Here is a 21970-nt window from a genome sequence, read left to right as displayed (position 1 = left end):
GACTTATCGCAAACCCGACGTAAAAAGACGCACCGGTATTTAATATTCATCAATAAACTGTAAAGTTTTTCGACAAACTCAGAAGAAACTCTCGGGGATCACCAGAACGTCGCCTGGCCGCATCGGAACATTCGCCGAGATATCGCCCTCCTTGATCAGGTCATTCAGTCGCACATTGAATTGCTGTTGCTTGCCGTCGACCTTGCGGATGACCGTTGCCTTATTCCCTGCGGCAAATTCCGTTACACCACCGACGGCAATCAGCACGTCCATCAGCGACATATCGCGGCGGTATGGCAAAGCCTGCGGTCGGGCCGCCTGGCCGATAACGCGGATCTGTTCGCCATAAGTGCTGACGAAGCCCGTGACGATGACCGTCACCACCGGCTGCTGGATATATTTGCTGAGCGCCTTTTCGATATCGCGGGCCAGCTGGGTGGAGGTCTTGCCGCTCGCTTCCAGATCCTCGACCAGCGGGGCCGTGATCTTGCCGTCCGGGCGCACCGGCACGGAAGTGGACACTTCGGGATTGCGCCAGACGGTGATCATGACGTTGTCGCCGGCGCCGATCAGGTAGTCGGTGCTAGGCGGCGGACCCGGATCGGGCGCCGGTTTCGGCGTTGAACAGCCTGTCAGCAACGGCAGCGCGATGGCCACGGCCAGGGCGTACTTCATCCACCAGCGGGGCCGGGAAAGCAGGTTCGTCATCAGGTTCTCCTGTTTGGACGCCAGGTTCAACGCCATGCCGCCGCGCTGAATGTTTTCTTTTTGATATTTTCGATTGTATATCACGAGATGGCGCCGGGAACCATGACGGGGCCGCTTTATTTTCCGCCAGGGCTCTGGCGTAACAGTTCCGCGACATGCCGCGCGGGAATCGCGTAGCTGATACCGCTCGGGTTGGCGATGGCGCCTTCGCGGGTGCCTTTCAGCACCGTCATATTGATGACGCCGACGACGGCGCCCGTGGCGGGATCGAACAGCGGACTGCCGCTGTTGCCGGGGTACGCCGTGCCGTCCAGCTGGAAGATCGTGAAGCCCGGCTTCTGCAGCTGGCTGAGGGCGCGGGCAGCCAGGCCGCGCGAATTGACCGCCGGCAGCACGCTGGGACTGATGGCCGCCAGTGTCGCCCGATGGGTGGCCGGCACCATGCCCAGCATGATCCCGAGCGGGAATCCGGTAAAGGCCAGCGCGCTGCCTTCCTTGGGGGGCTCGCCCTCCAGCCGCAGGGCCGGCAGTGGCGTGCCGGTCAGGCGCAGGTGGACCAGATCGTGTTCGCGGTCGAGCGCGGCGATGGTAGCGGGGCGGAACTGCAACTGGCTGCCGGCGCCGGTCACGATGCCCAGCGCCTCGTGCTGGGACGACAGCGGCGGCACCACGGCATGGGCATTGCTGATGACGCTGAGGCCGTCGCCGACGACAAAGCCGGTGGCCATGAAGACGACGGGCGGCGCCCGCGTCGGCAGCATCGTGCCGATACCCACCACGGCGGGCTTGACGGTGGGGAGGATGTCGGTCAGCGCATCCGCCTGGGCCGGCTGCGCCGATGACAGGACGGTGCACAACATGGCGCAGCGCGCCAGCAAACGGTCGAGAGCACTCATGTAGCCCTTTCGTCTGGTGAGCCCGGGCAACCAGCCAGAATAACACCGCCATCGAAAAATGCACCGTTTATTTTGCCGATGACTTCGCCAATATTAACGCTGTCGCGCCGATGCCGCAGTGACAAATTAATATAAAGCGGCAACGATTTCTACGGTATTATAACGAAATTGATGTAATTTAAGCAATAACTTTTGGGCTGCGCGCGCTACCGCGGCTTGGTTTTTCTTTCGTGAGTGGATGAAATGGCTGAGCTCGTTGCGGTACTGCTTAATTTTCTCAAGGCAATTGGTAATTACCGTTGGTATGCCATCGGGATCAGCTGGCTGGTGGCGCTGGGCGGCTGGGGTTATGTCCATTCGATGCCCGACGAATACCAGGCCACGGCACGCGTCTATGTCGATACGCAAAGCATCCTGAAACCCCTGATGGCCAGCATGACGACGATGCCCAATGTGGAGCAGCAGGTCATGTTCATGCGGCGCACCCTGATCAGCCGGCCCAACGTCGAACGCGTCATGCGCATGGTGGACCTGGACATCAAGGCGGCCACGCCGCGCGAACAGGAAGAGATGGTCGACAAGCTGATGACCCAAATCAAAATGGGCGGCACCGAACGCGACGACATCTACACGATCTCCTACACCAGCTCGAACCCGAAGACGGGCCGCGAAGTGGTGCAGTCGCTGCTGACGATCTTTGTCGAGGGCAGCTTCGGTGGCAAGAAGCTCGATTCCGAGAAGGCGATCCAGTTCATCGACGAGCAGATCAGGATGTACGAGGAACGCCTGGCCGTTGGCGAGAACGCGCTGAAGGAATTCAAGATTCGCAATATGGGCATGCTGCCGCGCCAGGGCATGGACTATGCAGGCGGCTACGCCGAGCTGGCGGACAAGCTGAGCCAGGCCAAGCTGGAGCTGCTGGAAGCGGAGCAGGCCCGCAATGCCATCCGCCGCCAGATAACGGGCGACGAGATGGCGCCGGTCGGCGGCGCCGTCGTGGCCGAGTCGGCCAATCCGGAGCTGGACGAGCGCATCGCCGCGATCGAGAAGCAGCTCGACACGCTGCGCCTGCAGTACACGGAACAGCATCCGGACATCGTCTCGAACGTGCGCCTGTTGGGCCTCCTGCAGGCGCGCAAGAAGGACGAGGCAAAACAGATGCGCGTGGGCGACCCTGGCGCCAATTTCAGCCCGATGCTCCAGCAGATGAACGTGGCGCTGTCCGTCGAGGAAGCCAAGCTTGCCTCGCTGCAGGCGCGCGTGACCGAGTACACCAACCGCCTGGCGCAGATGCGCTCGCACAGCAATATGGCGCCGGAGATCGAGGCGCAGCTGACCCAGCTGAACCGCGATTACGCCATCAACAAGGAAAACTACGAGAAGCTGGTGCAGCGGCGCGAGTCGGCCAAGCTGTCGGGCGACCTGAGCACGGCCACCGACATGATGAGTTTTCGTGTCGTCGATCCGCCCACGGCTTCGCGCACGCCTGTCGGCCCCAACCGCCTGCGCCTGTATTCGATCGTTCTGCTGGTTGCGCTCGTGGCCGGGCTCGGCGCCGCTTTGCTGATGAGCCAAGTACGCCCCACCTTCCTCAGCCAGCGCAGCCTGCGCGACATCACCGGTATTCCCGTGCTGGGCGCGATCAGCATGAACTGGACGGATACCCAGAAGGTCAAGCGCCGGCGTCGGCTGATCGGTTTCGGCATGGCGATCCTGTCCCTGGCCAGCGCGTATGGCGGCATCCTGGCGCTGACCCTGTTCCGTTCGGCGTGATGGCCCATCCACCCAGGAGCGTGTCGTGAGCATTATCGAAAAAGCAGCCAGCCGCATTGCCCAGCGCGATCCCTTCATCGATGCGGCCGCGCTCGACGAGGCGGCGGCCATTGCGGTGGCCGAGCGTGCCACCGCACCCACTGTCGAGCCCACTGTCGTGGAGCCCGCCGTCGTGGCCCAGCCGGCCCACGCGGCCGCCCCGATGGCGAGACTGGTCGACGCCCCGCACGGCGGCAGCGACGAACCGCGTGCGCGCCGGCACCCCGCCCACCACATCGAGCTGGACCTGGCCGGCATGTCGCGCCGGGGCCTCGTCACGTCGGCCGGCGGACGCACGCCCATGGTCGAGGAGTTCCGCATCATCAAGCGCCCGCTGATCAAGCGGGCCTTTGCGCCGCGCAAGGCCGGCGACAATCCCGGCAACCTGATCATGGTGACCAGTTCACTGCCGGGTGAAGGCAAGACGTTCTGTGCGATCAACCTGGCGATGAGCATTGCCATGGAGCTGGACCACACCGTCCTGCTGGTCGATGCGGACGTGGCGCGGCCGTCGATCCTGCGCACGCTGGGCGTTTCGGCCCAGCGCGGCCTGCTGGACGTGCTGCATGCCGAGCACGAGATGGCGGACGTGCTGCTGCGCACCAACGTCGATACGCTGTCCATCCTGCCAGCAGGCACGAGCAACGCCAACGCCACGGAAATCCTGGCCAGCCAGTCGATGCGCGTGCTCGTGCAGGAGATCGCCAGCCGGTATCCCGACCGCATCGTCATCTTCGATTCGCCGCCGCTGCTGCTGACCAGCGAAGCGCGCGTGCTGGCCAGCCACATGGGCCAGATCGCCATGGTGGTGGAATCGGAACGCACGACGCAACACGCCGTCCTGGAAGCCTTGAGCCAGCTGGAAGGCTGCAGCAACGTCAACCTCATCTACAACAAGTCGCGCGAGTTGCTCGGGGCCGAGACGTATGACTATCACTACGGCTAGGCAGCCGTCGGTGCGCCTGTTGGTGTCGGCGCTGGCAACGCTGTTGGCCGCACCCTCGGCACGGGCCGATTGGGTCATCGCGCCCAGCGTCGCGGTGCGCGAGACCTGGACGGACAATGCCAGCCTCACCAGCCGGAAGTCCGGCTCGCAATGGGTGACGGAACTGTCGCCCGGGCTGCGCGTGACGAACCGCACACCGCGGCTGGAAGCCGCGCTGGACTACCGTGTCAATGCATTGAACTATTCCGGCGAGCGGCCCAGCGGCACCGACCGGGTGACGCAGCAGCTGAGCGCGGCCCTGCACGCGAAGGCCGTGCCCGACACATTGTTCGTCGACGCGGATTACCACATCAGCCTGCAGCCCGTGTCCGCCTTCGGCCCGCAGACGCAGAACGACTATACGACGACAAACCGGCAGGAAGTGCGCAGCTGGCGCGTCAACCCCGTCCTGATGCACCAGTTCGGCGCCTTTGCCACCGCACAGGCGAGCTACACCCGCGATGCCGTCGATGGCGGCAATATCGGCCTGGGCAGCAGCGAAGGCGACGCTTTGCTGCTCAGCCTGTCCAGCGGTGCCCGCTTCCAGAAGGTGACGTGGGGCCTGACGGCCAGCAGCCAGAACGTCGACACCGCCGCGCTGCCGCAGACGCACAGCCGGGCCGTCAATGCCAATCTCGGCTGGTCGGTGACGCGCCAGCTGCGCTGGACCCTGAGCGGCGGCTACGACCGCTACACGTACGACGCGCTCAGCGACAAGACGGAAGGCGCGAGCTGGTCCACCGGCCTGTCGTGGACGCCGTCCGGCCGTACCACCATCGAAGGCACGCTGGGGCGCCGCTACTACGGCGACAGTTATTCGTTCCGCCTGACGCACCGCAGCCGGCGCACCGTCTGGAACGTCAGTTATGGCGACGACGTGACGTCGACCCGCGCGCAGTTCCTGCTGCCCAGCACGGTCGACACGGCCGCGCTGCTGAACCAGATGTTCATGGCGAACTATCCGGACCCGCTGCAGCGCGCGCTGGTCGTGGCGGCGTACATGGCCGCGACGGGCTTGCCGCCATCGCTGCCGAACAGCGTCAATTACTTCAGCAACCGTTACGTGCTGCAAAAGCAGCTGAACGCGTCGGTGGCGCTGCGCGCTTCCCGCAGCACGGCCGTGCTGAGCGTCTACCGCACCCGCCGCGAGGCGCTCACGCAGGGCACGGCGGACAGCCCGCTGCTGGGCTCGAACAACTTCAGCCTGAACGACAACGTCAGCCAGGGCGGCGGCAGCGCATCGCTGAACTACCAGGTCAGCGGGCGCACGCAGGTGTCGCTGAGCAGCACGTTCATGCGTGCCGAGTCGCTGTCGCTGGACCTGCGCTCGCGCAGCCGGACGATGTCGGTCAGCGCCAGTCACCAGTTCGGCCGCAGTACGCACGGCACGGTGAGCGCACGCCGGACCAACGGCAACGCCGGGCTGAGCGCGACGCCGTACACGGAAAATTCCGTTTCGGCCCAACTAACCTTCCAGCTTTGAGGGTCACGCGATGTACGAAAGTTATTACGGCCTTTCCGACAAGCCCTTCCGCCTGCGCCCCGATCCGCATTTCTATTTCGGCAGCAGGGGCCACAAGCGGGCCATGTCGTATCTCGAATACGGCCTGGCGCAGGGCGAGGGTTTTATCGTCATCACGGGCGACGTGGGGGCGGGCAAGACCACGCTGGTGCGGCACCTGCTGCGCAGGATCGAATCCGGGCAGATCGTGGCGGCGCACCTCGTCAATACGCACCTGAATGCCGACGATATCCTGCGCGGTGTCGTGGCCGGGTTCGGTCTGCCGTACGAGGACGCGGCCAGCAAGACCGCCTTGCTCACCCGGCTGGAGAATTTCCTGCGCAGCTGCGATAAACAAGGCAAGCGGGCCCTGCTGATCGTTGATGAAGCGCAAAACCTGACACCCCGCGTGGTGGAAGAATTGCGGATGTTGTCGAACTTTCAGACCGACGAAAAATCGTTGTTGCAGACCTTTCTGCTGGGTCAACCCGAGTTCCGCGCCACCTTGCACAGCGCCGGCATGCAGCAGTTGCGCCAGCGTGTCATCGCCACCTACCACCTGGGTCCCATGGATGCGCTGGAAACGCAGGCCTATATCGAACATCGTCTGCTGACCGTCGGCTGGAAGGGCGATCCGGCGTTCAGCGCCGGCGCACACGCGTCGATCTACGGCTTCACGGGAGGGATACCAAGGAAAACCAACCATCTGTGCGACCGCCTGCTGCTGATGGGCTTCCTGGAAGAGATGCATGCGTTTACCGAGGCCGATATCGACACCGTCATCCGCGATATCGACCAGGAATTCCAGCCGTCCGGCGACGCGGCGCCCGCGGGTGTGCCGTTTGTCGGGCCGGACGCCGAGCACGCGGTGTTCGCCAACCAGTATCCCGCGCTGATGGACGAGCGCATGCTGCGGCTGGAAAAATCGATGGGTTCCGTCCTGTCGATCCTGAAAAAGATCGTGCGCGCCCCCAACCACGCCATCGATAGCGAATCGCCATGAGCCAGCAAAACGACAAGCCGCATCGCATCCTCTGCGTGGTCGGCGCGCGCCCCAACTTCATGAAAATGGCGCCCATCATGGCCGCGCTGTCGTCGCACGGGCCGGCGCTCGCGCCGCTACTGGTCCACACGGGCCAGCATTACGACGTGGCGATGAACCACCAGTATTTCCAGGCGCTGGGCATTCCCGACCCGGACATCAACCTGGAAGTGGGCAGCGGCAGCCACGCGCAGCAGACGGCCGAAGTGATGCGCCGGTTCGAACCGGCACTGGACGAGGTGGCACCGGCCGCCGTGCTGGTGGTCGGCGACGTCAATTCCACCATCGCCTGCGCGCTGGTGGCGGCGAAAAAAGGCGTCCCCGTGATTCATGTCGAGGCGGGCCTGCGCAGTTTTGATCGCGCCATGCCGGAAGAGATCAACCGTGTCCTGACGGACCAGTTATCCAGCCTGCTGTTCACTACCGAGGAAAGCGGCCGCGCCAACCTGCTCAGGGAAGGCATCGACGAGCGTTGCATCCACTTCGTCGGCAACGTCATGATCGATACGCTGCGCCTGAACCTGCCGCGTGCCATTCCCGCCGCGCGCATTGCTGCGGACGCGGGCCGCGCCGGCTTTACCGACAATGGCTACGCGGTGCTGACGCTGCATCGGCCGTCCAACGTGGACGATGCCGCCGTCCTGCAACGGCTGCTGGAAACGGCGGCGCGGATCGGCCAGCGCACGCCCGTGTTCTTCCCGGTCCACCCGCGCACGCATGCCACCATCGAGCGCTTCGGCCTGTCCCACCTGCTGGACCGGCCGGGCATCCTGCTGCTGCCGCCGATGGGCTACCTGGAGATGCTGGGCCTGATGAAGCAAGCGCGCGTGGTGCTGACCGATTCGGGCGGCATCCAGGAAGAGACGACGGCGCTGGGCACGCCCTGCATCACGCTGCGCCACAACACGGAGCGCCCGATCACGGTGGATGAAGGGACCAACACGATTGCCGGCAGCGACCCGGCCATCATCCTGGCCGCGTACGACGCGATCATGGCGGGCGGCGGCAAGGCCGGGCGCGTGCCGCACTACTGGGACGGCCGCGCCGCCGAACGCATCGCCGTCATCGTGCGCGACTGGCTGCGCGGGCGCGAATAAGGAGGCAATGATGAACGGACCCGTGCCGCACCTCGCCAGGCAGACGATCCGCAACGCGATGACGATCGACGTGGAGGATTATTTCCAGGTCTCGGCGTTCGCGCCGCACATCGACCGCGCCAGCTGGCCCGCGCGCGAATGCCGGGTGGAGGCGAACGTGGAACGCATCCTCGTCATCCTGGAAGAGGGCAAGGCGCTGGCCACGTTCTTCACGCTGGGCTGGATCGCCGAGCGCTATCCGGCGATGGTGCGCAAAATCGTCGCCGCCGGGCACGAGCTGGCGAGCCACGGCTACAGCCACCTGCGCGCCTCCGACCAGTCACGCGCCGACTTCACGGACGATATCGTGCGCAGCAAGGCGCTGCTGGAGGATATCGGCAGCCAGCGGGTGCAGGGCTATCGCGCGCCCAGTTTCTCCATTGGCCCGGCCAACCTGTGGGCGCTGGCGGCGCTGCACGAGGCGGGCTACCGCTACAGTTCCAGCATCTACCCGATCGCCCACGATCACTACGGCATGCCGGACGCGCCCCGCTTTGCGTTCTATCCGCACGGGACGGACGGCCTGCTGGAAGTGCCGATTACAACGGTACGGCTGCTGCGGCGCAACCTGCCGGCTGGCGGGGGCGGCTATTTTCGCCTGCTGCCGTACGCGCTCTCGCGCACGCTGATGCGGCGGGTCAACCGCGAGGACGGCCAGCCGACGATTTTCTATTTTCACCCGTGGGAGCTGGACCCGGGCCAGCCCCGTCCCGCCGGTGTGAGCCTGAAAAGCCGCTTCCGCCACTACGTCAACCTGGACCGCATGGAACGGCGCATCCGTGCGCTGACGCGCGACTTCGCGTGGGACCGGATGGACCGCATTTTCCTGGGGCGGCCATGAGCGCCATCATCGAGTCGGCAATGCGGCGCGCCCAGGCGCCGGCGGCTGGTCCCCTCACCGTCCGGCTGCTGCACGACGATGCCGCCGACCGCGCCCGCTGGGATGCGTTCGTGCAGGCATGCCCGCAGGCCACGTTCTTTCACCGCGCCGGCTGGCAGCGGGTGATCGAAGCGGCGTTTGGCCACCGCACCTGGTTTTACCTGGCCGAGCAGGATGGCGAGATCCAGGGCGTGCTGCCGCTGGCACAGATCAAGAGCCGGCTGTTCGGCCATGCGTTGATCGCGCTGCCGTTCTGCGTCTATGGCGGCGTGGCCGCGCTGACCGATGCGGCGCGCCAGGAGCTCGACATGGCGGCCATCGACCTGGCCGCCACCCTGGACGTGGGCCACCTGGAATACCGCAACGTCACGGCGGCCCATCCGGACGACGCGGCATGGCAGGGCAAGGAGCTGTACGTCACGTTCCGCAAGGCCATCGGCGCGGTGGACGAGGAAAACCTGAATGCCATTCCGCGCAAGCAGCGCGCCATGGTCCGCAAGGGCATCAAGTGCGGCCTGACGGGGGAAGTGGACGACAATGTGGAGCGCTTCTTCACGGCGTACGCCAGCAGCGTGCATCGCCTGGGAACGCCGGTGTTCTCCAAAAAATACTTCGCGCTGCTGAAGGAGGAGTTTGGCGACGACTGCGAAGTGCGCGTGATCGTGCGCGACGGCGAACTGGTGGCGGGGGTGCTGAGCTTTTTCTTCCGCGACGAAGTGCTGCCGTACTACGGCGGCGGCATGCCGCTGGCGCGCGACGTGGCCGGCAATGACTTCATGTACTGGAACCTGATGCAGGCCGCCAGCGCGCGCGGTTGCCGCATCTTCGATTTCGGCCGCAGCAAGCGCGGCACCGGCGCCTTCGATTTCAAGAAGAACTGGGGCTTCACGGCCCAGCCGCTGCCGTACGAATACCGGCTCGTCACGGCAACGTCGATTCCCGACGTGAATCCGCTCAACCCGAAGTACCAGTTGTTCATCCGCCTGTGGCGCAAGCTGCCGCTGGCGCTGGCCAATGCGCTCGGCCCCCATATCGTCAAGGACCTGGGGTAAGCCGTGGACGACCTGCTGCTCCTCGTGCACCGCATGCCGTACCCGCCGAACAAGGGCGACAAGATCCGCTCGTGGCATCTGCTGCGCCACCTGGCGGCGCGTTACCGCGTGCATCTCGCCACCTTTGTCGACGACCCGGACGACTGGCGCCACGTCGATCAAGTCCGCACGCTGTGCGCCTCCAGCCACTTCGCGCCACTGCGTCCTCGGGCTGCGCGCGTGCGCAGCCTGCTGGCGCTGCCCGCCGGCCGGCCGATGTCGCTCGACTATTACAACGACCAGGGTATGCATCACTGGGTGCGCGCCACGATGGCGGCGTGGCGCATCGAACGCATCGTCGTGTTCTCGTCGCCGATGGCGCAGTACGTGCAGCAGTATGACGGCGCACGCCGCATCGTCGACCTGTGCGACGTGGACTCGGAAAAATGGCGCCAGTATGCACGGCAGCGCGCATGGCCGGCCAGCACCGTGTTCGGCCTGGAAGCACGGCGGCTGCTTGCCTACGAGCGCAAGGTGGCCGCCGCCAGCGACGCCGCGTTGTTCGTCTCGTCACCGGAAGCGCAGCTGTTCGCCACGCTGGCGCCGGAAAGCGCGGGCCGTATCGGCTGGTACAGCAACGGCGTCGACACCGCATATTTTTCGCCGGACGACGTGCACGCCGACCCCTATGCGAGCGGCGAGCGGGCCATCGTGTTCTGTGGTGCGATGGATTATTGGCCCAACATGGATGCCGTGCAGTGGTTTGCCCGCGACGTGCTGCCGGCGGTGCTGGCGCGTGCGCCGCATGCGCGTTTCGTCATCGTTGGCGCGCGCCCGTCTCCCGAGGTGCAGGCGCTGGCCGCGCTGCCCGGCGTGACCGTCACCGGCACCGTGCCGGACGTGCGGCCCTACGTGGCGCATGCCGCGCTGTCGGTGGCGCCGCTGCGCGTAGCGCGCGGCATCCAGAACAAGGTGCTCGAAGCGATGTCGATGGCGAAAACGGTCGTGCTGACGCCGCAGGCGCTGGAGGGCATCGATGCCGTGCCGGGCCGCGATGTCGTCGTCGCGCACGATGCGCCGTCCCTTGCCTCAGCCGTATCCACGGAGCTGGCCGCGCCGGGCACCGTCGGCGCCGCCGCGCGCCGTCTGGTGCAATGCGCTTACGGCTGGGATGCCCGGCTGGCCGCGCTGGACTCGTTGCTGGAAGCACCGGCGGTTCGACCCGCGGTGGCGGACACGGCGCTCCCCATGGCGCAGCGGAAGCAGGCATGAATACCGTCGCCAGCACGATCGCCGGCCTGCGCAGCGCGGTACCGGAGCCGCTGCCGCCGTCATCGCAGAAGCCACGCGCCGCCAGGGCCGGCCTGGCGCACTGGCTGATCGTGCTCGGCGCCGTGCTGGTGCCGTTCGTGGCGTATTTCGGCACGGCCGCGTCCATCGCCGCGATCTGGCAGCGTTCCGGCACGTTCGCGCATGGCTACGTCATCCTGCCGATCAGTGCGTGGCTGATCTGGCAGCGCCGCGCGGTGCTGGCGCAGCTGCCGGTGCGGCCTTGCTGGCCAGCGTTGGCGGCGCTGGCGCTGTGCGGCACGGGCTGGACCCTTGGCTTGCTGGGCGACGTTTACATCGTGCGGCAGTACGCATTCGCGCTGACGATACCGCTGACGGTGCTGGCCGTGGCGGGCGTTGCCATCGCCCGCGCGATCACGTTCCCCCTCGCCTTCATCCTGTTCGGCGTGCCGGTGGGCGAAGGACTGATCGATCCCCTGATCGAACTGACCGCCGCGTTCACCGTCGATGCGCTGCGCGCCACCGGCATCCCGGTCCTGCGCGAAGGGAACAACTTCAGCATTCCATCCGGCGACTGGTCGGTCGTAGAGGCATGCAGCGGGCTGCGCTACCTGATCTCGTCGTTCACGCTGGGTTGCCTGTACGCCTATCTCACCTACCGCAGCACACGGCGGCGCGTGCTGTTCGCGCTGGTCGCATTGCTGCTGCCGATCGTCGCCAACGGCGTGCGCGCCTACATGATCGTCATGATCGGCCACACCAGCAATATGACGCTGGCCGTCGGCGTCGATCACCTGATTTATGGCTGGGCGTTTTTCGGGCTGGTCATGCTGCTGCTGTTCTGGATCGGCAGTTTCTGGCGCGAGGAAGGCGCTGCACCGGCGCCGGCGGTGCGTGGGGCCGCCGGCTCGGCCGCCCCCGCGATCCTGATGCTGGCCGCGCTTGGCGTCGTCGTCTGCGTGGGCGTCTGGCCGGCATACGGCCGCCACCTGGAACGCGGCAATGCGTCGCCGCCGCCGGCCGACCTGGCGGCTTACCAGGCGTCCGACCGCAGCGCCCTGCCGTTTACCCTCTGGGCGCCGGCGTTTGCGCCCGCCAGCGCCACGTTGCAGGAGTTTTATCAGGTGGATGGCACGAGCGTCGGCCTGGCCGTGCGCTACTACCGCGACGGCCGGCCCGAACGGCTGATCAGCTCCACCAACCGCCTGACGGAACCGCGCACCGCCTGGCACGAAACCGGGTCCGCGCTGCGCGACGAAACCGTCGGCGACAAGGTCCTGCGGGTGCGTGAAACCACCGTCGGCGGCACCGAGGCGCGCTTTGTCGTCTGGCAGTGGTACTGGATCGGTGGCGCCACGACACCCGGGGACTACGCCGGCAAGCTGCTGCAGGTACGGCAGAAATTCCTGACCGGCAGCGGCGACGGCGCGGCCATCATGGTTTTCGCACCCTACGACGAGGACCCCGCCACGGCCCGGCCGGCACTGCGCACGTTCCTGCGTTCCGAACTGGCCGCGCTCGACGCCGCGCTGGCCGCCAACCGCAGGCAGTGAGACCATGCACGAAATTCCCCTCATCGTCCACCTGATCTACCGGCTCGACTTCGGCGGGCTGGAATCGCTGATGGTCGAACGCATCAACCGCATGCCGCCCGATCGCTACCGCCACGCCATCGTCTGCCTGACCGGATTCGATCCGGCATTCGCGAAGAAAATTACGCGGTCCGATGTCGCCCTCCACGCGCTGCACAAGCAGCCAGGCCTGTCGCTGCGGACGCACGTCGCGCTGTGGCAGCTGTTGCGGCAGCTGCAGCCGGCCGTGCTGCACTCGTATAACCTGTCCGCCATCGAATACGCGCCAGTGGCGCTGGCGGCCGGGGTGCCGGTGCGCGTGAATGGCGCACACGGCCGCGATGCGGACGATCCCGACGGCACCAACCGCAAGCACAACCTGCTGCGTCGCCTGATGGTGCCGTTCTACCACTGCTGCTACGCCAACTCGGCAGCGATGGAAGCGTGGAACCGCAACGTCATCGGCGTGCCCGCGTATAAAAGCCGCATGCTGGCCAACGGCATCGATGCGGAACGTTTTCATCCGCCGGCCGGGCCGGTCGCGCCGCGCGACACGATTGTCATCGGCACGGTAGGACGCCTGCAGGCCGTGAAGGACCACGCCACGCTGATCGATGCGTTCGCCCTGCTGCGCGCGCGCATTCCCGACCATGCCGGCCGCCTGCGGCTGGCGATCGTCGGCGACGGCCCGCTGCGGCAAACGCTGCGCGACAAGGTGGCGGCGGAGGGCCTGCAGGATGCCGTCTGGCTGCCGGGCGCGCGCACCGACGTGGCGGACCTGCTGCGCGGCTTCGACATTTTCGCCATGTCGTCGATCGCCGAAGGCACACCCGGCTCCGCCCTTGAAGCGATGGCCAGCGGGCTGCCGGTTGTCGGCACGCGCGTGGGCGGCATCCCCGAGGTCATCGCCGACGCCAGCACGGGATTGCTGGTGCCGGCGTCAAGCCCGGCGGCGATGGCGGCCGCGCTGGAGCAGTACGTGCTGGCGCCGGAGCTGGCGCGGCGGCACGGCGCGGCGGGGCGCGAGCGCGTGCTGCGTCACTACAGCATGACCGCAATGGTAGCGGCGTACCAGGAAATGTATGACGCCCTGTGCGAACGCAAGATCAAGACAAAAGGGGCACTGCCATCATGTGTGGAATAGTCGGACTACTGGATACCCGCGGCCGGCGCGAGATCGACGAGGCGCTGCTGCGCCGCATGAACGACACGCAGCACCACCGGGGGCCGGACGAGGGGGACATCTACCGCGAGCCCGGCGTTGGCTTCGGCCACCGCCGCCTGTCCGTCATCGACATCACGCTGGGCCAGCAGCCACTCGGCAACGAGGACGGCAGCGTCATGGTCTGCTACAACGGCGAGATCTACAACTACCGTGAATTGACGGCCGAGCTGAAGGCGCTGGGCCACACGTTCCGCACGCACAGCGACACGGAAGTGATCGTGCACGCGTGGGAAGAGTGGGGCGAAGCGTGCGTGGAGCGCTTTCGCGGCATGTTCGCGTTCGGGTTGTGGGACCGCAACCGCAGGCTGATGTTCCTGGCGCGCGACCATATGGGGGTGAAGCCGCTGTTTTATACGATGCTGCCGGATGGCCTGTTCGCATTCGGTTCCGAACTGAAGGCGCTGCGCTCGCTGCCCGGCCTGCCGCGCGCGATCGACCCCTGCGCCGTGGAGGATTATTTCGCGTACGGCTACATTCCCGAACCGAAGACGATCTACCGGGGCGCCTATAAACTGTCGCCCGGCTTCCGCCTGGTGCAGCAGGTTGGCGAGCCCCTGGCGCAGCCGCGCCGCTATTGGGATATCCCGTTCAAGCTGCATCACGCCATGACCGAAGGCGATGCCCAGGGCGAGCTGGTGGAACGGCTGCGCGATTCGGTGCGCAGCCAGCTGGTGGCCGAGGTGCCGCTGGGCGCCTTCCTGTCCGGCGGCGTCGACTCCAGCGCCGTCGTCGCGATGATGGCCGGATTGACGAAGGGTGCCGTCAATACGTGCTCCATCGCGTTTCGCGACAAGGCATACGACGAATCGGCCTACGCGGCGCAGGTGGCGCAGCAGTACCGCACGGATCACCATGTCGAGACCGTCGATACGGACGACTTCGCGCTGCTCGACACCTTGTCCGACCTGTACGACGAGCCGTATGCGGACAGCTCGGCGATTCCCACGTACCGCGTCTGCCAGCTGGCGCGCCGGCGCGTGACGGTGGCGCTCTCCGGCGACGGCGGCGACGAAAACCTGGCCGGCTACCGCCGCTACCGTTATGCGATGGCGGAGGAAAGCGTGCGCGGACGCATCCCGTCCGGCCTGCGCAAGCCGCTGTTCGGCACCCTGGGCAAATACTATCCGAAGGCCGACTGGGCGCCCCGCGTGTTTCGTGCCAAGACGACGTTCGAGGCGCTGTCGCGCGACCTGGTGGAGGGTTACTTTCACGGCGTCTCGATCATGACCGATGCGATGCGCGCGCAGCTATTTTCCGACAGCTTCCGCGCCGGCCTGCAGGGCTATCGCGCCATCGACGTGATGCGCGGCCATGCGGCCGGCGCGCCTACCGACGAACCGCTGTCGATGATTCAATACCTCGACATGAAGACGTACCTGCCGGGCGACATCCTGACGAAGGTGGACCGCGCCAGCATGGCGCATGCGCTCGAAGTGCGCGTGCCGCTGCTGGACCATCGGCTGGTCGAGTGGATTTCCGGCCTGCCGCCGGACATGAAACTGAAGGGCAGCGAAGGCAAGTACATCTTCAAGAAAAGCATGGAGAGGCACCTGCCGCACGACATCCTGTACCGGCGCAAGCAGGGCTTTGCCGTGCCGCTGGCGGCATGGTTCCGCGGGCCGCTGCGCGAGCGCGTGCGCAGTTCGCTGCTGGGGCCGAATCTGGCGGCGACGGGCATGTTCAACGGTGCCTTCCTGGCCGAGATGGTGGAGCAGCACCAGTCCGGCCGGCGCGACTACAGCGCGCCGATCTGGACGCTGCTGATGTTCGAAGCCTTCCTCAGAAAAGAGCTGTGATGGGTACTTCCGACTTTCTCGCCAGCGCGGCCCGGCCACTGCGCATCCTGCACGTGCTGGACCACTCGATCCCGCTGCACAGCGGCTACACCTTCCGCACCCGCTCGATCCTGCAGCAGCAGCGCGCGCTGGGCTGGGAAACGCACCACATCACCGGCTCGAAGCAGGGGGACGGCCACGATGGCATCGACACCGCCGACGGGTTGCGCTTTCACCGCACGGCGCCTGCCAGGGGCAGGCTGGCGCGGCTGCCGGTGCTGAACCAGCTGGCCGTCATCGACCGCCTGGCCGAGCGGTTGCTGCAGGTAGCCAGCGAGATCAAACCGGATATCCTGCATGCACACTCGCCGGCGCTCAACGCGGTGGCGGCGCTGCGGGTAGGGCGCAAGCTGGGCATCCCGGTCGTCTACGAGATCCGCGCGTTCTGGGAAGACGCCGCGGTGGATCATGGCACCAGCCGCGAATGGGGCGTGCGCTATCGCCTGACGCGGGCGCTGGAAACGTGGGCGCTGCGGCGCGTGGACGCGGCCACGACGATCTGCGAAGGGCTGCGCGCCGAGATTCTCGGCCGCGGCATCCCGGCGCGCAAGGTCGACGTCATCCCGAACGCGGTCGACATCGGCGATTTTCAGGTGGGCGGCACGCGCGATGCGGCACTGGCGCGGCAGTTGGGGCTCGAGGGCAAGACGGTGCTGGGCTTTATCGGCTCGTTTTATGCGTACGAAGGACTGAACGTGCTGCTCGACGCGTTGCCTGCGATGCTGGCGCACCAGCCGGACATCCGCCTGCTGCTGGTCGGCGGCGGCCCGCAGGATGCGGCGCTGCGCCAGCAGGCCGAGGCCCTTGGTGTGACGGAGCAGGTGATTTTTACGGGGCGCGTGCCGCACGGCGACGTACCGCGGTACTACAACCTGATCGACGTGCTGTGCTACCCGCGCCTGAAGATGCGCCTGACGGATCTGGTGACGCCATTGAAACCGCTGGAAGCGATGGCGCAGGGCCGTCTGCTGGCGGCGTCCGACGTGGGCGGGCACCGCGAACTGATCGAGGACGGCCGGACCGGCGTGCTGTTTGCCGCCGGCGACGCGGCGGCGCTGGCGCGCAAGGTGCTCGCACTGCTGGCGTCACCGGAGCGCTGGCCGCTGCTGCGCGAACAGGGCCGGCGTTTTGTCGAGGAACAGCGCAGCTGGGCGGCCAGCGTCAGCCGTTACCGCAAGGTGTACGGCAATCTGGTGCCGGGCATGGATAGGGCGGCGTCGGCAGCGGTGGAGCAGCCATGAGAGACGCCGTGACGCCGCCCTTGCGCGTGGGCCTGGTCGGCCCGCTGCCGCCGCCGTCGGGCGGCATGGCCAACCAGACATTGCAACTGGCCGCGCTGCTGCGGGGAGAAGGCATCGAGGTGGAGACGGTGCAGGTCAACGCGCCATATCGCCCGGCATGGGCCGGCCGCATCAGGGGCATACGCGCCGCGGTGCGCCTGCTGCCCTATCTGACGGGCTTGTGGCGCACGGCGGGCCGCGTGCAGGTGTTCCACGTGATGGCCAACTCCGGCTGGTCGTGGCATCTGTTCGCAGCGCCCGCCATCTGGATCGCGCGCCTGCGCGGCACGCCCGTCGTCATCAACTACCGGGGCGGCGAAGCGGAAACCTTCCTGCGGCGCGCGCAGGGATGGGTACGACCCAGCCTTGCGCGGGCCGATGCCGTGATCGTGCCATCCGGGTTCCTGCAACAGGTGTTCGGCAGGTTCGGTTTCGCGGCGCAGGTGGTGCCCAATATCGTCAATCTGGAGCGGTTTTCGGTGGCGCCGCCAAAGCCGGGCCGCACGGGACTGCGCCTGCTGGTGGCGCGCAACCTGGAGCCGATCTACGACAACGCGACGGCCGTGCGCGCACTGGCGCTGGTGCACGCGCACGATCCGGCCGCCACGCTCGTCATCGCCGGTTCCGGCCCGCTGCGGGCGGAGCTGGAGGAGCTGGTGGCCGAACTGGGGCTGGGCCACGCGGTCGCCTTCACGGGCCGCGTCGACAATGCCGGCATGGCCGCGCTGTACCGCGAGGCGGACGTGGTGCTCAACTGCAGCCTGGTCGACAACATGCCCAACTCCGTGCTGGAATCGCTGGCGTGCGGCGTGCCCGTCGTCAGCACGGACGTCGGCGGCGTGCCGTACCTGGTCGAACATGGCCGCACGGCGCTGCTGGTGCCCCCGGGCGCGCCACGGGCGATGGCCGATGCCGTGCGGCGTCTCGCCGTGGAGCCCAGCCTGGCCGCGTCGCTGCGCGAAGCGGGCCTGCGCCAGGTACAGCAATATACCTGGGCCAGCGTGCGTCCCTGCCTGCTGGCCGTGTACGAAGCGGTGCTGGCCGGCCGTGCCGTCACGCCGGTGAGCCAGCCATGAAGGCCGTTTCGACAACTGCGCGCTACCGCCCGGCGCCCTACACGGCGCTGGTGACGAACCTGCTGTTCCCGCTGCACGAAAGAGTCAAGCAGCACAGCAGCGTGGCCGTACGCAAGGGGCTGGAGGCATCGCAGTATTGGCCGGAAGAGCGGCTGCGCGAGCTGCAGCTGCGGCGCCTGCGCGCGTTGCTGGAGCGGGCCGCGGCCCGGGTGCCGTACTTCCGCGACCTGTTCCGCCAGGTCGGTTTCGATCCCCGCAGCGATGTCCGCTCGCTGGCCGACCTGGCCCGGCTGCCGCTGATGGACAAGGCCATCATCCGCGCCAATACGGACCGGCTGAAGGCCGACGACGCAGTCGGCCTGGCGCGCTTCAACACGGGCGGATCGAGTGGCGAGCCGCTGATTTTCCATATCGGCAGGGAGCGCGTCAGCCACGACGTGGCGGCAAAGTGGCGCGCCACGCGCTGGTGGAACGTCGATATCGGCGACCCCGAGATCGTCGTCTGGGGTTCGCCCATCGAACTGGGCACGCAGGACCGCGTGCGGGCATTGCGCGACCGGCTGCTGCGCACGCACCTGCTGCCGGCCTTCGAGATGTCCGCCGCGAAGCTGGACAGCTTTATCGCCCGCATCCGCGCGCACCGTCCGCGCATGCTGTTCGGCTACCCGTCCGCGCTGTCGCACATCGCGCGGCATGCGCAGGCGCAGGGCCAACGCATGGACGATCTGGGCATCCGCGTGGCGTTCGTGACGTCCGAGCGCCTGTACGACGAGCAGCGCGCGCAGATCTCCGCCACGTTCGGCTGCCCCGTGGCGAACGGCTACGGCGGCCGCGACGCCGGCTTCATCGCGCACCAGTGTCCCGAGGGCGGCATGCACATCACGGCCGAGGACATCATTGTCGAGATCATCGACCCGCAAGGACAACCCGTGCCGCGCGGCCAGTCGGGCGAGATCGTCGTAACGCACCTCGCCACGGGGGACTTCCCGTTCATCCGCTACCGCACCGGCGATATCGGCGTGCTGGGCACGCAGGGCTGCACCTGCGGCCGCGGCCTGCCGCTGCTGCAGGAAATCCAGGGCCGCACCACGGACTTCATGGTGGCGCAGGACGGCACCGTCATGCACGGCCTGGCGCTGGTCTACATCCTGCGCGACCTGCCGCAGGTGAAGGCGTTCAAGATCACACAGGAAAGCGTCGACCTGACGCACGTGCAGGTGGTACTGGAGGCGCCGCTGGACGCGGCGCTGCGCGGGCATATCGAGAGGGGCTTCAGGGCCCGCCTGGGCAGCGCAGTGGCCGTCCAGGTCGAGCAGGTCGGTGCCATCGGTCCGGAGAAATCCGGCAAGTTCCGCTACGTGGTCAGCAAGGTGGCCGCCGGGAGAGCCGTCGCATGAGGGACGTGATCGTCACGCTGCTGGTGTTCGCGTCGCTGCCGTACATCTTCAAGCGGCCATCGTTGGGCATGGTGATGTGGATCTGGATCAGCGTCATGAACCCGCATACGCAGGGCTGGGGCTTCGCCCGCGACTTTCCGTTTGCCGCGATCATCGCCGTCGTCACTGCCGCCGCGATGATCACCAACAGCCGGCGGCATTACCGCCTGCCCCTGACGCCGGTAACGGCCACGTTCATCCTGTTCATCTGCTGGATGTGCGTCACGTCGGTCTTCGCCATGCATCCGGAAGAGGTGTGGACGCAGCTCGTCAAGGTCATCAAGATCACCGGCATGACCCTGATCGTGCTCATGCTGCTGCGCAAGCGCATCCATATCGAGTGGATGATCTGGACCATCGTCGTTTCCATCGGCTACTACGGCACCAAGGGCGGCATCTTTACCATTCGCAGCGGCGGCCAGTACCGCGTCTGGGGGCCGGTCGGCACGTTCATCGACGGGAACAACGAAATCGCGCTGGCGCTGGTGATGACGATTCCGCTGATGTACTACCTGTATGGCCTGATCGCCAACAAGTGGGGCCGGCGTGCGATGGCGGCGTCGATGCTGCTGTGCGCACTGGCCTCGCTGGGATCGTACTCACGCGGCGCCGCCATCGCGATGTCCGCCATGCTGCTGTTCCTCTGGCTGAAGGGGAAGAACAAGCTGTCGTTCGGCGTCATCATCCTGTGCTGCGTGCCGTTCGCCCTGTTGTTCATGCCCGAGCAGTGGCATTCGCGCATCGACACCATCAACGAATACGAGCAGGATGCGTCGGCCATGGGCCGCATCAACGCGTGGCACATGGCCTACAACCTGGCAAACGACCGGCCGCTGGGCGGGGGCTTCATCATCTACGAGGCCGACGTGTTTGAAAAATACGCGCCCGTGCCGCACGATATCCACGCGGCGCACAGCATCTACTTCCAGGTACTGGGCGAACACGGATGGGCGGGCCTGGCGATCTACCTTGTGCTGGGCTGCCTCACGTGGCGCACGGGCACATGGATCATCCGCCATACGGCGCTGCGCAAGGACCTCGCATGGGCGTCGGACCTGGCGAAGATGCTGCAGGTCAGCCTGCTGGGATTCATGGTGGGCGGCGCCTTTCTCAGCCTGGCATACTTCGACGTGCCGTATTATCTGATGGCGGGCATGGTGGCGGTCCGGCTGATCGTCGAGCGCGAGAAGGCGCCCGTGGCCGACGCGCAGCAGCGTGCCGCCGTGGCCGAATCGAACAGGGAGATCGAGGAAATGCAGCATGAACCGCTACGCTGACGCGGGCGCCGGCTCGGCGCTGCTGGAAAGGAGCCTGCTGTCGCTGTGCTCACCGGGCGGCAAGCGCGGGCTGTCGATCCTGATCTATCACCGCGTGCTGCCGGTGAAGGACGAGCTGTTTCCAGGCGAAGTCGATCGCCAGGAGTTTTCCGACCAGATGGCGCTGCTAAAGTCGCGCTTCAACGTGCTGCCGCTGGCGCAGGCCGTGGCCATGGCCAAGCGCGGCAGCCTGCCCCCGCGCGCCGCCGCCATCACGTTCGACGACGGCTATGCGGACAACGCCGAAGTGGCGCTGCCCGTGCTGCGCGAGCACCGCCTGCCCGCCACCTTTTTTGTTGCCAGCGGCTTCCTGAACGGCGGCCGCATGTGGAACGACAGCGTCATCGAACTGGTGCGACGCACGCCGGACAACGTGCTCGATGCGTCCACGCTGGGCCTGGGCGTTCACCCGCTGCGGACCGTTGCCGAGCGCCAGCATGCCATACCGGCCCTGATCGGCCAGCTCAAATACCTGCCGGCAGCCGAGCGTCTCGAGAAGGTCGAGCGCCTGGCGGCGCTGGCCGATTGCGCACTGCCGGACAACCTGATGATGACGACCGCGCAGGTGCGGTCGTTGCGCGCGGCCGGCATGGACATCGGCGCGCATACCGTCAATCATCCGATCCTCGCGCGGCTGCCGGATGCGCAGGCACGCGAGGAAATCGCCCAGGGCAAGCTGGCGCTGGAAGACCTCCTTGGCGAAAAAGTGGCCCTGTTCGCCTACCCGAACGGCAAGCCGGGCGAAGACTACCTGCCGCAGCACGTGACGATGGCGCGCGACCTGGGCTTCGAGGGCGCGGTATCGACGGCATGGGGTGCCAGCCGCGGCGCGCCCGATCCGTTCCAGCTGCCGCGCTTCACGCCGTGGGACCGCAACCGGCTGCGCTTCGTACTGCGCCTGGCCCGTAATCTCACCGTTCCCGCCGGGCGCGCGTAAGGAGGCGGAGGCA

Annotated in this window: 18 protein-coding genes; 16 read left to right on the top strand and 2 right to left on the bottom strand. The window is 66.7% G+C overall.

Translation table 11 applies throughout. The features are described 5' to 3' along the window. Positions 1 to 78 precede the first annotated feature (78 nt). Together E1742_RS15105 and E1742_RS15100 are read right to left on the bottom strand one after the other, a co-directional pair. Positions 79 to 675 carry an XrtA/PEP-CTERM system exopolysaccharide export protein gene (locus tag E1742_RS15105; protein ID WP_134388188.1) on the bottom strand — a complete coding sequence of 199 codons (597 nt, stop codon included), beginning with the start codon at positions 673 to 675 and terminating at the stop codon, positions 79 to 81. 149 nt (positions 676 to 824) lie between these two features. Then, positions 825 to 1604, bottom strand: coding sequence for a S1 family peptidase (locus E1742_RS15100; RefSeq protein ID WP_229465992.1), 780 nt, complete (start codon positions 1602 to 1604; stop codon positions 825 to 827). A gap of 243 nt (positions 1605 to 1847) precedes the next feature. Here E1742_RS15100 and E1742_RS15095 point away from each other — a divergent pair, with 243 nt between their 5' ends. From E1742_RS15095 to E1742_RS15020, 16 genes are read left to right on the top strand one after another with little or no spacing between them, the layout of a single operon-like run. Then, positions 1848 to 3377, top strand: a complete 1530-nt coding sequence (locus E1742_RS15095; protein ID WP_134385740.1) for an XrtA system polysaccharide chain length determinant — start codon at positions 1848 to 1850, stop codon at positions 3375 to 3377. A 25-nt stretch (positions 3378 to 3402) separates the two neighbouring features. Next, positions 3403 to 4362: an XrtA-associated tyrosine autokinase gene (locus tag E1742_RS15090; RefSeq protein WP_229465990.1), complete on the top strand. Its 960-nt coding sequence runs from the start codon at positions 3403 to 3405 to the stop codon at positions 4360 to 4362. Beyond that, positions 4343 to 5884: a TIGR03016 family PEP-CTERM system-associated outer membrane protein gene (locus E1742_RS15085; protein ID WP_134385738.1), complete on the top strand. Its 1542-nt coding sequence runs from the start codon at positions 4343 to 4345 to the stop codon at positions 5882 to 5884. The genes E1742_RS15090 and E1742_RS15085 overlap by 20 nt, the downstream gene beginning before the upstream one ends. 10 nt (positions 5885 to 5894) lie before the next feature. Continuing rightward, complete coding sequence (locus tag E1742_RS15080; protein ID WP_134385737.1) at positions 5895 to 6905, top strand: XrtA/PEP-CTERM system-associated ATPase; 1011 nt, start codon at positions 5895 to 5897, stop codon at positions 6903 to 6905. After that, a complete protein-coding gene (wecB, locus tag E1742_RS15075; RefSeq protein ID WP_134385735.1) occupies positions 6902 to 8041 on the top strand; it encodes a non-hydrolyzing UDP-N-acetylglucosamine 2-epimerase in 1140 nt (379 codons plus the stop codon). The genes E1742_RS15080 and wecB overlap by 4 nt, the downstream gene beginning before the upstream one ends. A gap of 7 nt (positions 8042 to 8048) precedes the next feature. Further along, positions 8049 to 8921 carry an XrtA system polysaccharide deacetylase gene (locus E1742_RS15070; protein ID WP_229465988.1) on the top strand — a complete coding sequence of 291 codons (873 nt, stop codon included), beginning with the start codon at positions 8049 to 8051 and terminating at the stop codon, positions 8919 to 8921. Then, positions 8918 to 10012 (top strand): FemAB family XrtA/PEP-CTERM system-associated protein, encoded by a 1095-nt coding sequence (locus E1742_RS15065; RefSeq protein ID WP_134385733.1) that lies wholly within the window; start codon positions 8918 to 8920, stop codon positions 10010 to 10012. The genes E1742_RS15070 and E1742_RS15065 overlap by 4 nt, the downstream gene beginning before the upstream one ends. Positions 10013 to 10015: 3 nt before the next feature. Then, on the top strand, positions 10016 to 11263 hold the full coding sequence (locus E1742_RS15060; protein WP_134385731.1) for a TIGR03087 family PEP-CTERM/XrtA system glycosyltransferase: 1248 nt from the start codon (positions 10016 to 10018) through the stop codon (positions 11261 to 11263). Then, a complete protein-coding gene (xrtA, locus tag E1742_RS15055) occupies positions 11260 to 12834 on the top strand; it encodes an exosortase A (RefSeq protein ID WP_134385729.1) in 1575 nt (524 codons plus the stop codon). The genes E1742_RS15060 and xrtA overlap by 4 nt, the downstream gene beginning before the upstream one ends. A 4-nt stretch (positions 12835 to 12838) precedes the next feature. Then, a complete protein-coding gene (locus E1742_RS15050) occupies positions 12839 to 13996 on the top strand; it encodes a TIGR03088 family PEP-CTERM/XrtA system glycosyltransferase (RefSeq protein ID WP_134385727.1) in 1158 nt (385 codons plus the stop codon). After that, a complete protein-coding gene (locus E1742_RS15045; RefSeq protein ID WP_134385725.1) occupies positions 13984 to 15873 on the top strand; it encodes an XrtA/PEP-CTERM system amidotransferase in 1890 nt (629 codons plus the stop codon). Before E1742_RS15050 ends, E1742_RS15045 begins: the two co-directional genes overlap by 13 nt. A gap of 38 nt (positions 15874 to 15911) precedes the next feature. Then, a complete protein-coding gene (locus tag E1742_RS15040) occupies positions 15912 to 17153 on the top strand; it encodes a TIGR04063 family PEP-CTERM/XrtA system glycosyltransferase (RefSeq protein WP_134388184.1) in 1242 nt (413 codons plus the stop codon). After that, a complete protein-coding gene (locus tag E1742_RS15035) occupies positions 17150 to 18268 on the top strand; it encodes a glycosyltransferase family 4 protein (protein WP_134385723.1) in 1119 nt (372 codons plus the stop codon). Before E1742_RS15040 ends, E1742_RS15035 begins: the two co-directional genes overlap by 4 nt. After that, positions 18265 to 19665, top strand: a complete 1401-nt coding sequence (locus tag E1742_RS15030; protein WP_134385721.1) for a phenylacetate--CoA ligase family protein — start codon at positions 18265 to 18267, stop codon at positions 19663 to 19665. Before E1742_RS15035 ends, E1742_RS15030 begins: the two co-directional genes overlap by 4 nt. After that, the gene (locus E1742_RS15025) at positions 19662 to 20981 is read left to right on the top strand and encodes a putative O-glycosylation ligase, exosortase A system-associated (RefSeq protein ID WP_134385719.1); all 1320 of its coding nucleotides are present in this window, start codon (positions 19662 to 19664) and stop codon (positions 20979 to 20981) included. The genes E1742_RS15030 and E1742_RS15025 overlap by 4 nt, the downstream gene beginning before the upstream one ends. Next, a complete protein-coding gene (locus E1742_RS15020; RefSeq protein WP_206076682.1) occupies positions 20965 to 21957 on the top strand; it encodes a polysaccharide deacetylase family protein in 993 nt (330 codons plus the stop codon). The genes E1742_RS15025 and E1742_RS15020 overlap by 17 nt, the downstream gene beginning before the upstream one ends. The last annotated feature ends 13 nt before the right edge of the window (positions 21958 to 21970 follow it).

Origin of the sequence: Pseudoduganella plicata (assembly GCF_004421005.1) — a bacterium.
In the GTDB taxonomy this organism is placed as follows: Bacteria; Pseudomonadota; Gammaproteobacteria; order Burkholderiales; family Burkholderiaceae_D; genus Rugamonas; species Rugamonas plicata.
This window is presented reverse-complemented; position numbering and strand designations above follow the sequence as displayed.

Excerpts from the sequence above, each read along its gene's own strand:
- E1742_RS15105 (WP_134388188.1), bottom strand. The coding sequence starts at position 675 with ATGAAGTACGCCCTGGCCGTGGCCATCGCGCTGCCGTTGCTGACAGGC.
- E1742_RS15100 (WP_229465992.1), bottom strand. The coding sequence starts at position 1,604 with ATGAGTGCTCTCGACCGTTTGCTGGCGCGCTGCGCCATGTTGTGCACC.
- E1742_RS15095 (WP_134385740.1), top strand. The coding sequence starts at position 1,848 with ATGGCTGAGCTCGTTGCGGTACTGCTTAATTTTCTCAAGGCAATTGGT.
- E1742_RS15085 (WP_134385738.1), top strand. The coding sequence starts at position 4,343 with ATGACTATCACTACGGCTAGGCAGCCGTCGGTGCGCCTGTTGGTGTCG.
- E1742_RS15080 (WP_134385737.1), top strand. The coding sequence starts at position 5,895 with ATGTACGAAAGTTATTACGGCCTTTCCGACAAGCCCTTCCGCCTGCGC.
- wecB (WP_134385735.1), top strand. The coding sequence starts at position 6,902 with ATGAGCCAGCAAAACGACAAGCCGCATCGCATCCTCTGCGTGGTCGGC.
- E1742_RS15070 (WP_229465988.1), top strand. The coding sequence starts at position 8,049 with ATGATGAACGGACCCGTGCCGCACCTCGCCAGGCAGACGATCCGCAAC.
- E1742_RS15065 (WP_134385733.1), top strand. The coding sequence starts at position 8,918 with ATGAGCGCCATCATCGAGTCGGCAATGCGGCGCGCCCAGGCGCCGGCG.
- xrtA (WP_134385729.1), top strand. The coding sequence starts at position 11,260 with ATGAATACCGTCGCCAGCACGATCGCCGGCCTGCGCAGCGCGGTACCG.
- E1742_RS15050 (WP_134385727.1), top strand. The coding sequence starts at position 12,839 with ATGCACGAAATTCCCCTCATCGTCCACCTGATCTACCGGCTCGACTTC.
- E1742_RS15045 (WP_134385725.1), top strand. The coding sequence starts at position 13,984 with ATGTGTGGAATAGTCGGACTACTGGATACCCGCGGCCGGCGCGAGATC.
- E1742_RS15035 (WP_134385723.1), top strand. The coding sequence starts at position 17,150 with ATGAGAGACGCCGTGACGCCGCCCTTGCGCGTGGGCCTGGTCGGCCCG.
- E1742_RS15030 (WP_134385721.1), top strand. The coding sequence starts at position 18,265 with ATGAAGGCCGTTTCGACAACTGCGCGCTACCGCCCGGCGCCCTACACG.
- E1742_RS15025 (WP_134385719.1), top strand. The coding sequence starts at position 19,662 with ATGAGGGACGTGATCGTCACGCTGCTGGTGTTCGCGTCGCTGCCGTAC.
- E1742_RS15020 (WP_206076682.1), top strand. The coding sequence starts at position 20,965 with ATGAACCGCTACGCTGACGCGGGCGCCGGCTCGGCGCTGCTGGAAAGG.